This is a genomic window from Pseudomonas sp. IT-347P (genome assembly GCF_949768005.1).
Classification (GTDB): Bacteria; Pseudomonadota; Gammaproteobacteria; order Pseudomonadales; family Pseudomonadaceae; genus Aquipseudomonas.
Map to the genome: position 1 here is coordinate 121,927 of NZ_CATKPQ010000002.1, position 14,042 is coordinate 135,968.

General features: G+C 62.0%; 8 protein-coding genes. 5 read left to right on the forward strand and 3 right to left on the reverse strand.

Annotation, left to right across the window (positions count from 1 at the left end; all coding sequences use genetic code 11):
* The first annotated feature begins 886 nt into the window (after window positions 1-886).
* Window positions 887-1,591 (forward strand): methyl-accepting chemotaxis protein, encoded by a 705-nt coding sequence (locus ACM6IV_RS01495; protein WP_414868458.1) that lies wholly within the window; start codon window positions 887-889, stop codon window positions 1,589-1,591.
* Between the two features lie 118 nt (window positions 1,592-1,709).
* Here the strand turns inward: ACM6IV_RS01495 and ACM6IV_RS01500 are convergent, their stop codons facing one another.
* On the reverse strand, window positions 1,710-2,486 hold the full coding sequence (locus tag ACM6IV_RS01500; RefSeq protein ID WP_414868442.1) for a TatD family hydrolase: 777 nt from the start codon (window positions 2,484-2,486) through the stop codon (window positions 1,710-1,712).
* A 3-nt stretch (window positions 2,487-2,489) separates the two neighbouring features.
* Entirely contained in the window at window positions 2,490-3,485 is a 996-nt protein-coding gene (gene cra, locus ACM6IV_RS01505; RefSeq protein WP_414868443.1) for a catabolite repressor/activator, read from the reverse strand.
* A 308-nt stretch (window positions 3,486-3,793) separates the two neighbouring features.
* Here cra and ptsP point away from each other — a divergent pair, with 308 nt between their 5' ends.
* The 4 genes from ptsP to ACM6IV_RS01525 all read left to right on the forward strand — a co-directional run bounded on the left by ptsP (window position 3,794) and on the right by ACM6IV_RS01525 (window position 11,071).
* Window positions 3,794-6,655, forward strand: a complete 2,862-nt coding sequence (gene ptsP, locus ACM6IV_RS01510) for a phosphoenolpyruvate--protein phosphotransferase (protein ID WP_414868444.1) — start codon at window positions 3,794-3,796, stop codon at window positions 6,653-6,655.
* Window positions 6,655-7,596, forward strand: a complete 942-nt coding sequence (pfkB, locus tag ACM6IV_RS01515) for a 1-phosphofructokinase (RefSeq protein ID WP_414868445.1) — start codon at window positions 6,655-6,657, stop codon at window positions 7,594-7,596. Before ptsP ends, pfkB begins: the two co-directional genes overlap by 1 nt.
* 11 nt (window positions 7,597-7,607) lie before the next feature.
* Window positions 7,608-9,344 (forward strand): PTS fructose-like transporter subunit IIB, encoded by a 1,737-nt coding sequence (locus tag ACM6IV_RS01520; protein WP_414868446.1) that lies wholly within the window; start codon window positions 7,608-7,610, stop codon window positions 9,342-9,344.
* Window positions 9,345-9,529: 185 nt separating this feature from the next.
* Entirely contained in the window at window positions 9,530-11,071 is a 1,542-nt protein-coding gene (locus ACM6IV_RS01525; protein ID WP_414868447.1) for an alkaline phosphatase D family protein, read from the forward strand.
* 225 nt (window positions 11,072-11,296) lie between these two features.
* Here ACM6IV_RS01525 and ACM6IV_RS01530 read toward each other — a convergent pair whose 3' ends face one another.
* Entirely contained in the window at window positions 11,297-13,825 is a 2,529-nt protein-coding gene (locus tag ACM6IV_RS01530; RefSeq protein WP_414868459.1) for a PepSY domain-containing protein, read from the reverse strand.
* Window positions 13,826-14,042: the final 217 nt, after the last annotated feature.

The following is a 14,042-nucleotide window of genomic DNA, read 5'->3' on the forward strand; positions in this document are numbered from 1 at the left end:
CGCATTGATCGGCAAGCTGCTGGCCAGTGCGCAGATTTTCAACCAGATCATCAGCAGTCAGGCCGGCCTCAGTCGCGATAACCAAAGCGACATCCGCCAGCTCAGTGAACTGGTCACCCTGATCACGCCGACTATCACGCAAACCCTCGGCGAAGGCCGGGCGATGGGTTCGTACTCCTTGGGCCAGGGTTTTCTCAACAGTTCGTCGAGCACCCGCTTTGATGAATTGTTGGTGCAGATCGAAAAACTCCAGGCCGAGTACGCTCTGAAACTGCAGGAAGCTCTCGGCTCCAGCAAAGCCGCGCGGGAACACCTCAGCGCTGTGGCGGACAGCAGCAAGGCCTCGTTGAAACAGGCCAGCGAACTGTTTGAAGAGCAGGTGGTGATGGCCGATACCCTCGATGCACCATGGCAGGCGTTTTACGATCAAGTCACCGGGCTGATCGACCGCACTTACCAGCTCAACGAAGCCACGCTGAAATTTCTCGACACCCAATTGCAGCAGCGTCTGGCGCAAAACCGCACGCACATGATCTTGCAAGCGGTGGCGCTGTCGGTGGTGTTCGTGCTGATTTTCTATCTTTACGCGGGTTTCTATGCCTCGACCCGCACCACGTTGAAACGCTTGGGCGCGATGATGGACAACGTCGCGGCCGGGGACATGACCGTCAACTTCAAGGCCAACAGCCGCGATGAGCTGGGCGAGTTGGGCGAAGTGTTCAATGGCACGGTGAGGAAGATTCACGATTTGATCGAACGCGTGGGGCAGACCGTCGCCGAGGTCGAGCGCCAGGCCGGGCAGGTTGAAAGCGTCTCCGCGCAAAGCAATCAGGCAGTCGCCGGACAGCGCACGCAGATCGAGCAAGTGGCGACGGCGATGAACCAGATGTCGGCCACCTCACTGGAAGTGGCACGCAGTGCGGCGGCAGCGGTGAGCAGCGCCCACAGCGTCAATGACGAGACCATCAACGGTCGTGGCCTGGTCGAGTCGCAGCAGGGCAGCATTGCCGCGCTGGCCAGCGAGATCGACCAGTCGGTGCTGGTGATCAACCAATTGGCCAGCGACAGCCAGTCGATCAGCCGCGTGCTGGAAGTGATCAAGAGCATCGCCGAACAGACCAACCTGCTGGCGCTCAACGCCGCGATCGAAGCGGCGCGCGCGGGCGAGCAGGGACGCGGTTTTGCCGTGGTCGCCGACGAAGTGCGCACCTTGGCCAAACGCACCCAGCAATCAACCGAAGAAATCGAACAGATGATTGCCAAACTGCACGGCGGCGTTGGTGCGGCGGTGAAAGCCATGGGCATCAGCCATCAGATGGCCAATGGCACGGTGGGGCAATCGGAAAAAGTCCAGCAGGCGCTGGAAAACATTCTCGGTGCGGTCGGCATGATCGTCGATCAGAACCAGCAGATTGCCGCCGCCGTTGAGCAGCAAACGGCGGTGGCCCATGACATCGATCAGAACATCGTCGAAATCAATCGTGCCGGCGAGCGCACGGCGCAAGGCGCGCATCAGACTGAAGATGCCAGCCGGGCGTTGTCAGCCCAGGTTGTGGAGCTCAAACAACTGATCAGTGCCTTCCGCGTCTGATACCCCGCAGATCGAAATGTGGGAGCGGGCTTGCTCGCGAAAGCGGAGTGCCAGTCGGCATAGTCGTTGACTGATACACCGCTTTCGCGAGCAAGCCCGCTCCCACAGGGGGGATATATTACCAGCCGAAGACTTCGCAGCTGTTGGCGCTGCTGGCGGTGGCCAGTTGCTCCGGGCTGATCTTCATCAGTTCGGCCAGTGCCGCGCAAATCGCGGGCAAGTGCGCCGGTGAATTGCGAACACCCGGGAACATCGCTGGCGCCATGTCCGGCGAATCGGTTTCCAGCACGATCGAGTCCAGTGGCAACTCTGCCAGCACCCGATGCATGCGCAACGCTTGCGGCCAGGTCGGCGCGCCGCCCAGGCCGAGTTTGAAACCGAGTTTGATGTATTCCCGCGCTTCTTCGCGGCTGCCGGCAAAGGCGTGGATGATCCCCGCGCGTTTGAGCTTGACGCGCTTGAGCGTCGCGATCACCGCCGCGTGGCTGCGCCGCACATGGATCAGCGCTGGCAAATGAAAGTCTGCGGCCAATTGTAGTTGTGCCTCGAACAGCGCCTGTTGCCGCTCGCGGTCGAGGGTTTCGATGAAGTAATCCAGACCGATCTCGCCCACCGCGCACAACTGCCGATGACCGCGCAATCGCGTCAGCCAATCACCGAGTGCCGACAAATCTTCGGGGCGATGCTGATCGAGATACACCGGATGCAGACCGAATGCCGCGTACAAACCGGCATCGCTCTGCACCAGATCCCAGACCCGTTGCCAATTGCCCTCATAGACCCCCAGCACCACCATCCGCCGCACCCCAAGGGCGCGGCTTTCGGCGAGCAACGCCGAGCGATCGGCATCGAAGTCGGGGAAGTCGAGGTGGGTGTGGCTGTCGATCAGCTCCACGGTTCAGTCCCGGTGAATACGCTGCTTGAAAGTCCGCGCAATGGCTTGCACGCCGGGCTTGTACTCCGACTGCTCGACCGCAGCCAGCGCCAGTTCGAGCGCCTTGTCGGCGATCAACTGGTGCTGCTGGGCCATGGCGTTGACCGGCAGCGGCAGGAAATCCAGCAACTGCGTATCGCCGAAGGTGCCGAGGCGCAGCGGGCGCGATTTCAGCGGGAAGTCATGCAGCGCATCGAACACGCCCTGCAGCAGCACGTAGGAAGTGGTCACCAGCGCATCGGGCAAATGCCCCAGACGTTGCAGGAGTTCTTCCATCAATTGCTTGCCGCATTCGCGACTGAAGGATTCGGCATGTTCGACCAGCACTTCGCCTTTGAAGTCGACCAGCGCCTGTTTGAAACCGGCGGCGCGTTCCTGGCTGATGCTCAGTTCCGCACGCGCGCCGAGCAGTACGATCTGCTTCGGTTGTGGATCAAGCAAGCTCTGGGTCAAGTGCAGGCTGGCTTCGCGGTCGTCACTGATCACCGAGCAGAAATGCTCGGGTTCCATGACCCGGTCGATGGCGATGATCGGCAACCCTTTGGCCTGTAACTGCCGATAGCTGTCATCGCCGGCCGGCAGGCAACTGGCGACGATCAGCGCATCGCAACGGCGCGCGCGGAACAGTTGCAGCAACTGCCGCTCGCTGTCCGGCGCATCGTCGGAGCTGGCGATCAGCAATTGATAGCCGCGCGCCCGCGCACCTTGCTCGAGCAGCTTGGCGATCCGCGCGTAACTGGGGTTTTCCAGATCCGGCAGAATAAAGCCCAGCGTGCGCGTGTGCCGACTGCGCAGCCCGGCCGCCTGAGGGTTTGGCGTGAAGCCGTGCAGATCGACCACCGCCCGCACCCGCTCGACGGTGGCGTTGCTGATGCGCTGCTGTTCGGCCTTGCCGTTGATGACGTAGCTGGCGGTGGTCACGGACACTCCGGCCAACCGTGCGATATCACTGAGTTTCAACCCGGGATTTCCTTGTTTTTTCGAGCTTGCCGCAACATTTTCGCCAATCCTACCCGATTAGGGCAGGCGACTATTGTCGCAGCGCATCCGACAAGTTGGACTTCAAGGATGGGACATTATCGAGTAACGTGCCGATCAATCTAGATTAAACGTTTCAGCAAGCGTATTTTCTACGTTTTAGACGCCTTTGGCCGGTGCTGCCGTGAAACCGCCAAAACTGCCGCCGAAAAGCAAAGCGGTAAAGCGCCTAAGCTGCAAACCATCCAAAACAATACCTGGCACTCATAAAGCGCCAAAAAGGAGATCGCATGCTCGAGCTCACTATAGAGCAGATATCCATGGGCCAAGCGGCTGTGGATAAACCCGCTGCCCTGCAACTGCTCGCCAATCACCTGGTGGCCGATGGTCTGGTTGCCGACGGTTACCTCGCTGGATTGCAGGCACGGGAAGCCCAGGGCTCGACCTTTCTCGGTCAAGGTATTGCCATTCCCCACGGGACCCCGGAAACCCGCGACCAAGTGTTCGCCACTGGCGTACGCCTGATGCAGTTCCCGGAAGGCGTAGATTGGGGCGATGGCCAGATCGTTTATCTGGCGATTGGCATCGCCGCCAAATCCGACGAACACCTGCGCCTGCTGCAACTGCTGACCCGCGCCCTCGGTGAGACCGATCTGGGCCAGGCCTTGCGTCGCGCCAGCTCCCCCGAAGCGCTGCTGAAACTGCTGCAAGGCGCGCCGCAGGAGTTGGCGCTGGATGCACAGATGATCGGCCTCGGCGTCTCGGCCGACGATTTCGAAGAGCTGGTCTGGCGTGGCGCACGTCTGCTGCGTCAGGCCGATTGTGTGAGCAACGGTTTTGCCGGTGTGTTGCAGCAGGTCGAAGCGCTGCCGCTGGGTGATGGCTTGTGGTGGCTGCACAGCGAGCAGACCGTGAAGCGTCCGGGGCTGGCGTTCGTCACCCCGGACAAACCGATGCGCTACCTCGGTCAGCCGCTCAGCGGTCTGTTCTGCCTGGCCAGCCTCGGTGAGGCGCATCAGGCGCTGCTTGAGCGTTTGTGTGCGTTGCTGATCGAAGGTCGCGGCCATGAACTGGGCCGCGCCACCAGCAGCCGCAAAGTCCTCGAAGTGCTCGGCGGTGAATTGCCGGCCGATTGGCCGAGCGCCCGTATTGCGCTGGCCAACGCCCACGGTCTGCATGCGCGCCCGGCGAAGATCCTCGCGCAACTGGCGAAGAGTTTTGATGGCGAGATCCGTGTGCGCATCGTCGATGGTCAGGACAGCGCCGTGTCGGTAAAGAGCCTGAGCAAACTGCTCAGCCTCGGCGCCCGACGTGGTCAGGTGTTGGAGTTGATCGCTGAACCGAGCATCGCCGCCGATGCCTTGCCGGCGCTGTTGGCCGCGATCGAAGAAGGCCTCGGTGAAGAAGTCGAACCGCTGCCAGCCGTGAGTCAGCAACGCGAAGTCATCGCCGACATGGCCGAAGTGCTGATCGCTCCGGCGTCCGGCGCGCAGTTGCAGGCGATCCCGGCAGCCCCCGGCATTGCCATCGGCCCTGCGCATATTCAAGTGCAACAAACCATCGATTACCCGCTGCGCGGCGAGTCCGCCGCCGTTGAGCGCGAACGTCTCAAGCAAGCGCTCAGCGACGTGCGCAGTGACATTCAGGGGCTGATCGAACGTAGCAAAGCCAAAGCCATCCGCGAGATCTTCATCACCCATCAGGAGATGCTCGACGACCCGGACCTCACCGATGAAGTCGACACCCGCCTCAAGCAGGGCGAAAGCGCCGAAGCGGCGTGGATGGCGGTGATTGAAGCGGCGGCCAGACAACAGGAATCGCTGCAGGACGCGTTGCTCGCCGAACGGGCGGCGGATCTGCGTGATATTGGTCGCCGCGTGCTGGCGCAACTGTGTGGCGTACAAACGGCGAGCGAGCCTGAGCAACCGTACATTCTGGTGATGGACGAGGTCGGCCCGTCTGATGTCGCACGGCTGGACCCGGCGCGCGTGGCAGGGATTCTCACCGCCCGCGGTGGCGCCACGGCGCACAGTGCAATCGTTGCGCGAGCCCTTGGCATTCCGGCGCTGGTTGGCGCTGGCGCGGCAGTGTTGCTGCTCAAACCGGGCACGCCGTTGCTGCTCGACGGCCAGCGCGGTCGCCTGCACGTCGACGCCGATGCAGCGACCCTGCAACGCGCCGCCGAAGAACGTGACACCCGCGAGCAGCGCCTGAAGATTGCTGCCGAACAACGTCATCAACCGGCACACACCACTGACGGTCACGCCGTTGAAGTGTTCGCCAACATCGGTGAAAGCGCCGGAGTCACCGCAGCGGTAGAGCAGGGCGCCGAAGGCATTGGTCTGCTGCGCACCGAACTGATTTTCATGGCCCACCCGCAAGCGCCGGACGAAGCCACGCAAGAAGCTGAATACCGCCGCGTCCTCGACGGCCTTGCGGGTCGACCGCTGGTGGTGCGCACGCTGGATGTCGGCGGCGACAAACCGCTGCCGTATTGGCCGATCGCCAAGGAAGAAAACCCGTTTCTCGGCGTGCGCGGCATTCGCCTGACTTTGCAGCGTCCGCAGATCATGGAAGCGCAACTGCGCGCCTTGTTGCGTTCGGCGGATAACCGTCCGCTGCGCATCATGTTTCCGATGGTCGGCAGCGTCGAAGAATGGCGTCAGGCCCGCGACATGACCGAGCGTCTGCGTCTGGAAATCCCGGTCGCCGATCTGCAACTGGGGATCATGATCGAAGTACCGTCCGCCGCGTTGCTCGCGCCAGTGCTGGCCAAGGAAGTCGACTTCTTCAGCGTCGGCACCAACGACCTCACCCAATACACCCTGGCCATCGACCGTGGTCATCCGACGCTGTCCGCACAAGCGGACGGCTTGCACCCGGCGGTGCTGCAACTGATCGACATCACCGTGCGCGCGGCCCATGCCCATGGCAAATGGGTTGGCGTCTGCGGCGAACTGGCAGCAGATCCGCTGGCAGTGCCGGTGCTGGTCGGCCTCGGCGTTGATGAACTCAGCGTGTCCGGGCGCAGCATCGCCGAAGTCAAGGCGCGCATCCGCGAACTCAGCCTGACCCAGGCGCAAACCCTTGCTCAACAGGCCCTGGCCGTGGGCAGCGCCGACGAAGTGCGCGCATTAGTGGAGGCCCTGTAATGGCCAAGATTCTCACCCTGACCCTCAACCCGGCGCTTGACCTCACCGTCGAACTGCCACGCCTGGAGGCCGGTCAGGTCAATCGCAGCGACGAGATGCACACCCACGCCGCCGGCAAAGGCGTGAACGTCGCCCAGGTGCTGGCTGACCTCGGCCATCAACTGACGGTCAGTGGCTTTCTCGGTGAAGACAATCTGCAAGCGTTCGAAACCCTGTTCGCCAAGCGCGGGTTTGTCGACGCGTTTATCCGCGTGCCGGGCGAGACGCGCAGCAACATCAAGGTCGCCGAGCAGGATGGCCGCATCACCGACATCAACGGCCCGGGGCCGGTGGTCGACGCCGCTGCGCAACAGGCGTTGCTTGAGCGTTTGGTGCAGATTGCGCCGGGTCACGATGCGGTGGTGGTCGCCGGCAGTTTGCCCCGTGGCGTCACCGCGCAGTGGTTGCGTGAGTTGATCGAACGGCTCAACCAGCTCGGCTTGAAAGTCGCCCTCGACAGCAGCGGCGAAGCCTTGCGCGCAGCGTTGCTGGCCAGCCCGTGGCTGATCAAACCGAACACTGAAGAACTTGCCGATGCGCTCGGTTGCGAGGTGGTTTCTCAGACGGCCGAAGCCCAGGCAGCGGCGCGTTTGCATGCGCAAGGCATCGAACACGTGGTGATTTCCCACGGTGCCGACGGTGTTAACTGGTTCAGCGTCGGTTCGGCCTTGCACGCCACGCCACCGAAGGTCAGCGTCGCCAGCACGGTCGGTGCCGGCGATTCATTGCTGGCCGGCATGCTCCACGGTCTGCTCAGCGCCGATACGCCTGAGCAAACCTTGCGCACGGCCACCGCGATTGCGGCGATGGCAGTGACCCAGATCGGTTTCGGCATCAACGACACTGCGCAACTAGCGCAGCTCGAACAGGGCGTGCGCGTGCGTCCCCTGACAGAACAATAAGAGGGTTTGTCATGAAGTTAGCCATTGTTACGGCTTGCCCGAACGGCATGGTCACCAGTGTGCTGTGCGCGCGTTTGCTCGATGCGGCGGCGCAGCGTCAGGGCTGGAGCACCAGCGTTGAAGTGGTCGATGCAGCGCACCCGGAGCGCGAGTTGTCGGCAGCGACCATTGCGGCGGCGGAGTGGGTATTGCTGGTCACCACCGGCGCGGTGGACATGAGCCGCTTTGTCGGTAAACGGGTGTTTCAGATCGCCCCGGCGCAGGCGTTGCAGGATGTCGAAGCGGTGCTGCGTCGTGGCGCTGCAGAGGCAGAAGTTTACGTCGCCAGCGAAGTCGCACCGGCTATCGATGCAGTGCGTGCGCCACGCATCGTCGCCATCACCGCATGCCCAACCGGTGTTGCGCACACCTTCATGGCCGCCGAAGCCTTGCAGCAAACCGCCAAGCGTCTGGGCTATGAACTGCAGGTTGAAACCCAAGGTTCGGTGGGCGCGAAAACTCCATTGAGCGCGGCGGCGATTGCCGACGCGGACGTGGTGTTGCTGGCGGCGGATATCGAAGTCGCCACCGAGCGTTTCGCTGGTAAGAAGATCTATCGTTGCGGCACTGGCATTGCGTTGAAGCAGTCCGAAGCGACGCTGAAAAAAGCGCTGGCGGAAGGCAAGGTGGAAAGCGCTGCCAGTGACGGAAAACCTGCGACCAGGTCAGAGAAGACCAGTGTCTACAAACACCTGCTGACCGGTGTGTCTTTCATGCTGCCGATGGTGGTGGCGGGCGGTTTGATGATCGCGCTGTCATTCGCATTCGGCATCAATGCTTTCGAGGAGCCGGGGACGTTGCCGGCTGCGCTCAAGCAGATCGGCGATGCGGCATTCACTCTGATGGTGCCGTTGCTGGCCGGTTACATCGCCTATTCGATTGCCGATCGGCCAGGCATCGCGCCCGGCATGATCGGCGGTGTTCTGGCGAGCACATTGGGCGCGGGCTTCATTGGCGGCATCATCGCCGGTTTCCTCGCCGGTTACAGCGCCGCCGCGATCAGTCGCTGGCTGCGTCTGCCGCAATCGTTTGATGCGTTGAAGCCGATTCTGCTCATCCCGTTGCTGGCCAGTCTGGTTGTCGGCTTGATCATGATCTATGTGGTGGGGCAGCCCGTTGCAGGCGTGCTCGCCAGCATGACCACATTCCTCAAAGACATGGGCACCGCCAACGCCGTGCTGTTGGGCGTGGTACTCGGGGCGATGATGTGCGTTGACCTTGGTGGGCCGATCAATAAAGCGGCCTATGCGTTTTCGGTCGGCCTGATGACGTCGGCCAATGCCAGCTATGCACCGATTGCCGCCGTCATGGCTGCCGGCATGGTGCCGCCAATCGGTATGGGCATCGCCACTTTCCTCGCTCGACGCAAATTCGCCCAGACTGAGCGCGAGGCGGGTAAGGCGGCGTTGGTATTGGGCATGTGCTTCATTTCCGAAGGAGCGATTCCGTTTGCTGCGAAAGATCCGCTGCGGGTGATCCCTGCGAGCATTCTCGGCGGCGCGCTGGCCGGCGCATTGTCGATGTATTTCAGCTGCAAACTGATGTCGCCGCATGGCGGTTTGTTCGTGATGGTCATTCCCAACACGATCAACCATGCGTTGCTGTATCTACTGGCGATTGTGGCGGGGAGTTTGTTGACCGCCGTCGTCTACGCCATAGTCAAACGCCCCGAAGCCGTCGAACTGGCCCTGGAACCGGCGAAGGCTTAATTGACACCGCGCCCCACCCTGTGGGAGCGGGCTTGCTCGCGAAGGCGGTGTGTCAGACAAAAAATATCGACTGACACGACGCCTTCGCGAGCAAGCCCGCTCCCACAATGAATTTGTGGTGTGGCGGGTGTCATGTCTGTTTCATGTGAACGTGCTTAAGTTTTCCTTTTTTCAGGGAGAACACCATGAGCGATTTCAACCCCGGTCGCCGGCGTGTCGTGCAAGGTATCGGCGCCGGGCTGCTGATGCCGGGGCTGGCGCCGGCCGTGATTGCCTCGGTCAAGGACCGTCCGCAACTGACTGATGGCGTACAGTCCGGCGACCTGCAAGGCGACCGCGCGATGATCTGGAGCCGCAGCGATCGTTCGGCACACATGGTGGTCGAGTGGGACACCCGCAGCCAGTTTCGCCACCCGCGTCGAGTGGTCTCGGCGCTCGCCGATGCCCGCAGCGACTTCACCGCCCGCTTAGAACTCACCGGACTGCCCGCCGATCAGGCGATTTTCTATCGCGTGTATTTCAAAGACGCCCGCAGCGGTGTTGCCAGCGAGCCATGGCTGGGCCATCTGCGCAGCGCACCGACGGCGCGGCGCAATATCCGTTTCGTCTGGAGCGGCGACACCGTCGGCCAAGGCTTCGGCATCAACCCGGACATTGGCGGCATGCGCATCTACGAAGCCATGCGCCTGCGCCTGCCGGACTTCTTTATCCACAGCGGCGACACCATCTACGCCGACGGCCCGGTCCCTGCGCAGCTCACCACGGAAAACGGTCGCATCTGGCGCAACATTACTACCGAAGCCAAGAGCAAAGTCGCGCAGACCCTCGCCGACTATCGTGGCAACTACCGCTACAACCTGATGGACGAAAACATCCGCCGCTTCAACGCCGAAGTGCCGCAGATCTGGCAGTGGGACGACCATGAAGTGGTCAACAACTGGTCGCCGGGCAAGCAGCTCGACGAGCGCTATCAGGAGAAAGATATCCACACCCTGGTCGGTCGCGCGCGAAAAGCCTGGCTGGAATATTCACCGATGCGCCTGCAGGCCGCCGACGGTGGCGGACGGATTTATCGCAAGATCAGTTACGGGCCGATGCTCGATGTGTTCGTGCTCGACATGCGCAGTTATCGCGGCGCCAATGACGACAACCTCGGCGCGGCGAAACCGTTTCTGGGACGTGAGCAACTGGACTGGCTCAAGCGCGGTTTGAAGAAATCCAAGGCCCAGTGGAAGGTCATCGCCGCCGACATGCCGATTGGTCTGGGTGTGCCAGATGGTGAGGTCAGTCCGGGTGTTGCGCGTTGGGAAGCGGTAGCTAATGGTGACCCGGGTCCGGCGCAGGGGCGTGAGGTGGAAATCGCCGAATTACTCGGGTATCTGCGTAAGCAGCAGGTGCGCAACTTTGTCTTCCTGACGGCGGACGTGCATTACTGCGCCGCGCATCACTATCATCCCGATCGCGCGGCGTTTCAGGATTTCGAACCGTTCTGGGAGTTTGTCGCCGGGCCGCTGAATGCCGGGAGTTTCGGGCCCAATCCACTGGATAAGACCTTTGGCCCGGAAGTGGTGTTCGAGAAGGCGCCGCCAGCGCAGAACACTTCACCGTTTGCCGGGTTTCAGTTTTTTGGCGAGGTGAATATTGAAGGGCAGAGCGGGGAGATGAGCGTGGTGTTGCGGGATTTGAATGGGGTGGCGGTTTTCGAGAAAAAATTGCAGCCTGCTTAAAGATCAAGGGCTGACCCTCACCCCAGCCCTCTCCCGGAGGGAGAGGGGGCCGACGGAGGTGTCTGAAGAGGTACGTCGACCTGAAAGATCGAGTCGATTATGAGATCAGGTACAAAACCCTCTCTCGATTCTGGATTCGGTGAAGCACGTTCAGGTCGGCGTATTGCGTGAATCTCGCAAGGTCAGTCCCCTCTCCCTTTGGGAGAGGGTTAGGGTGAGGGGCTTTTAATAGACGTCGCGGCGATAGCGGCCCTGCTCAATCAGGCGTTCGACTTCAGCGGCACCGAGAATGTCGTTGAGCGCTTGATCAACCCCCGAAGCCATCCCCTGCAAGCTGCCACAGATATAAATCACCGCCCCGTCCGCCAGCCATTTCTTCAACTCGTCAGCCGACTCACGCAAACGATCCTGCACATAAACCTTCTCCGCCTGATCCCGCGAAAACGCCAGATCCAGCCGTTCCAGATCACCATTGATCAACCACTCTTCCAGCTCCGCGCGGCAAAGGAAATCGTGCTCACGATTGCGCTCGCCGAACAACAACCACTGACGCTGCTGGCCATCAGCAATCCGCGCCTTGAGCAAACTGCGCAACCCGGCCAGACCGGTGCCGTTGCCCAAAAGAATCATCGGCACGGGGTCGTTCGGCAGGTGGAAGCCACTGTTGCGGCGTACCCGCAAGCTGATGCTGCCGCCCACGGGCGCGTGCTCAGTCAGCCAGCCCGAACCGATGCCCAGGGTGCCATCGGCGTGCTGCTCCTGACGCACGATCAGCTCCAGCACGCCGTCGGCGGCAATCGAGGCGATCGAGTATTCGCGCATGGCTAGCGGCACCATCGCATCGACCAGCGATTGCGCGTGCAAACCGACCAGATGTGCGCGATGTTCGGGCAATTGCCGCGAGGCCAGCGCCACTTCGAGCGGCTCGTCGAGGCCGTTGATTTTCACTGTGGTCTCGCCACGAATGCCGAGGCCGTCGAGGAAGTGTTCGATGGCCCACGGGCAGTTGCGTGGCAGTACTTCGACCAGGTCGCCGGCCAGCCAACTGCTGGTGTTCGGTGCGCTCAAACCCAGCAGGTAAACCGGCGCACCGCTGCTGTCCGGGTTCAACAGTTCGCGGCGTGTCAGCGTCCAGTTGTCGTAGTTCGGCGCTTGCCAGGTATCGATGGGGGCTTGCCCGGTGAGCAGGCCGAGTTGCGTTTGCCAATGGCGCAGGGCGTACGGATCACCGCTGTCGACTTCCACGGGCGCGAACAGGGTCTTGCCGCCGTGCTCGCTCAGCCACTGATGCAGGCGTTTGGCGAAACCGCAGAAGTGCGCGTACTGCCGATCGCCGAGGCCGAGCACTGCGTAGTTGAGGCTGTCGAGTGTCGAGGCCCCGGCCAGCACTTTGCGTTCGAAACCGCGGGCGCTGTCCGGTGCTTCGCCGTCACCGAAGGTGCTGACCACGAACAAGACATTGTTCGAATCGCGCAGATCCTGTTCGCTGAGATTGGCCAGCGGCTGCACGTTGACCGGCAACCCGGCGGCCTGCAATTGCCCGGCGGTCTGCCACGCCAGTTGCTCGGCGAAACCGCTCTGGCTGGCGAAACCGATCAGCCATGCCGAGGCGTCGCCGGCCGGTTGTTCCAGGCCTTGGCGCGCATCCTTGATCTGTTTTTTCTTGCGCCGACGATCGAGGTACAGCAGCCATCCGGTAATGAAAAACAGCGGCATGCACACCGCTGCGAGCGTGATGATGATCCGCCCGATCAGCCCGAAATAACTGCCGACGTGCAGGGCATAAATGCTGGTCAGCAATTGCGCCTTGAAGCTCTTGTCGGCGTAACGGTCGACGCGTTTGACGAGGCCGGTGGCCGGGTCGAGGGTGATTTGGTTCAGAGCGCGATCATGCGGCGAACTGTCGAGCAGGTAGAACACGGTCGCCGGTTGGCCCGCGACGGCCGGCATGCGGATGTTGTAGGCCGCCAGACCCGGGCCGGCGGCGCTGTAGATGCTGCTCCACATCGCTGCGTAATCGGCGGTCGGTGCCGGGCCTTCCGGTGCCGGGCCGCGACCACCGCGCACGCGCTCGTTTTGTGGGGCGTCGGAAAGCAGTCGGGTCAGACCTTTGTTGTACCACTCGTACGACCACGACAACCCGGTCAGCGCCAGCAGCAGATACACCAGCAGGCACCAGGTGCCGGCCACCGAGTGCAAATCCCAGTTGAAGGCGCGGCCCTTTTTCTTCCAGTCCAGCGTCAGCCATACCCGCCAACTGTTCCACTGGCGCGGCCAGCGCAGGTACAGACCGGACAGGCAGAAGAACAGCAGGATCAGCGTGCAGGCGCCAGTGATGTTGCGCCCGGTGTCGCCCATGGCGAGGAAACGGTGCAGTTGCAGCATCAGGCCGAAGAAGTCCTGGCCCACGGCATTGCCCATGAACTCGCCGGTGTACGGGTCGAAGTAGCGCATCTCGCCGCGTCGCTCGCCTTTGGGCGGGGTGAAGTAGACGCGCGCCGCGTGGCCACTGTCGGTTTCGACCCAGAGCATCGAGACTTTTTTACCGGACGTGGTTTCGATGCGTTCTACCAGCTCCACGGGCGGCAGCACGCCGGCCACCTGCTTTTCCACCTGCAGGACGGAGGGATTCAGCGCGCGCAGGATCTCGTCCTGAAACGAATAGGCCGCGCCGGTGATGCCCATCAACGCCAGCACCAGGCCCGCGGTGATGCCAAAAAACCAGTGCAACTGGAACAGGGTTTTCTTCAACACGTCACTCGCCGTCCGTTCGGAAATTGTCTTCACGGCGCGCATTATGCCGTGGGTTATCGAGAAGCGTTCCTTATTACGCGCAAAAGCCCCGTTCAATTGAAAGAACGGGGCCAGGCCTTGCGGCGCATACCTTGTGGGAGGGGGCTTGCTCCCGAATGCGTTGTGTCAGTCGATATCTATTTCTCTGACACATCGCTTTCGCGAGCAAGTCCGCTCC